Below are 1200 nucleotides of genomic sequence, written 5' to 3'. Positions count from 1 at the left end.
GTGCGTCCGGAATATTGCTGGCATCGAGGCCGGAGAAGGGCGCCGGCGGGTTCTCAGCTTGTTCGGGAGCCTGCTCGGGTACCGTTCGGCTCTCGGGCGCGGCTTCGCGGCGCGGCGCGGCCGGCGCGCGCTCGGCAGGCCTGCGTTCGGCCGGCCCGCGTCCAGGTGGCATTGCCGCCGCTTCGGCAAACCGATTGATAGGCTCGTCTTCGAGCGCGTCCTCGACGCCGGCGCTGGCATAGAAGGCGAGCAGTTCGGCGATCTCGGCTGGTGTTCTGGGGGAGGCGGCAGTCATGGCGCCACCATCGTCCGCGCGCTTCGCATTTGCAACCGTGGTCAGACTTTTAGCCGGTCGGTATGCGCGGATCCTGCACGATGTAGAACGTCCAGCGCGGCGTGTAGTCGGTGATCAGGAAATCGAAGGTTGCTGACTTCAGCGGATCGACCTTGCCGTTTTTGAACAGCAGCTGGTCATAGGGTTCGAACTTACGCTCGAAATCGGCGAAATTGCTGGAGATGATATTGTCGGGCGTCTTGTTGCGCTGGTCGAAGGATAGGCCATCGCCGAACACGCTCGGCTGGTCGAGGATTTCCTGCAGCTCGAACTGGAACTCCACCCAGGGGAGCGCGCTGTTGTTGAGCACGTCGATGCGCATATACATCACGCCGTTGGCGACCTCGCCGGCCTTGCCGAAGGGCTCGATCGGCTTGGTCGCGCGGATGGTCAGCGTCACCGGCGTCGCCGTGTTCAGCTCCTCCTTGATGACCAGCGGATCTTCCTTGGTGCCGATGCCGGACACGCCGGTAATACGGAAGCCGCCCAGCTCTTCGGAGAAGGAATAGGCGCCGGTGGTCCAGACCTTCACCGGATCGGCCTCAGCTGGCAGGCTCAAAAAGAGGAGCGGTAGAACCGCGCGCCAGGCCAGGCTCGGCGTGAAGAGTAAGCGCTTCGATGGAAAGCCGGAGGGCTCTGGACTGCGCATGGCGCGAAGTATTGCCGATAACCAAGCCGCCGAACAATTAAAAACATGCAGGCGCCGCCTGGCCTGCCAACATGCCGGGTCTGGCCTATGCTTGGCCATGGCCTGTGCTGGTGCCTTTTCGTAGGAAAACCGCGACTTTTTGTCGAAATCGGCGTTGTCACGTCAGCGCCGGTTTCGCGTCGCGAATTGATGCGCTATGCAGCGCGTGAGCCAGCAC

1 protein-coding gene and 1 pseudogene are annotated in these 1200 nt (G+C 62.8%); both read right to left on the bottom strand.

Annotation, left to right across the window (positions count from 1 at the left end):
• Positions 1-295, bottom strand: a pseudogene (locus EOA28_RS40735) (hypothetical protein); the annotation flags it as partial.
• 49 nt (positions 296-344) lie between these two features.
• Positions 345-983 (bottom strand): hypothetical protein, encoded by a 639-nt coding sequence (locus EOA28_RS36340; RefSeq protein WP_127250886.1) that lies wholly within the window; start codon positions 981-983, stop codon positions 345-347.
• Between the last annotated feature and the right edge of the window lie 217 nt (positions 984-1200).

The organism is Mesorhizobium sp. M2A.F.Ca.ET.067.02.1.1, from assembly GCF_004023285.1.
Lineage (GTDB): Bacteria > Pseudomonadota > Alphaproteobacteria > Rhizobiales > Rhizobiaceae > Mesorhizobium.
Note: the sequence above shows the minus strand (reverse complement) of the source record. Positions and strands in the feature narration are given on the sequence as shown.

Excerpts from the sequence above, each read along its gene's own strand:
- EOA28_RS36340 (WP_127250886.1), bottom strand. The coding sequence starts at position 983 with ATGCGCAGTCCAGAGCCCTCCGGCTTTCCATCGAAGCGCTTACTCTTC.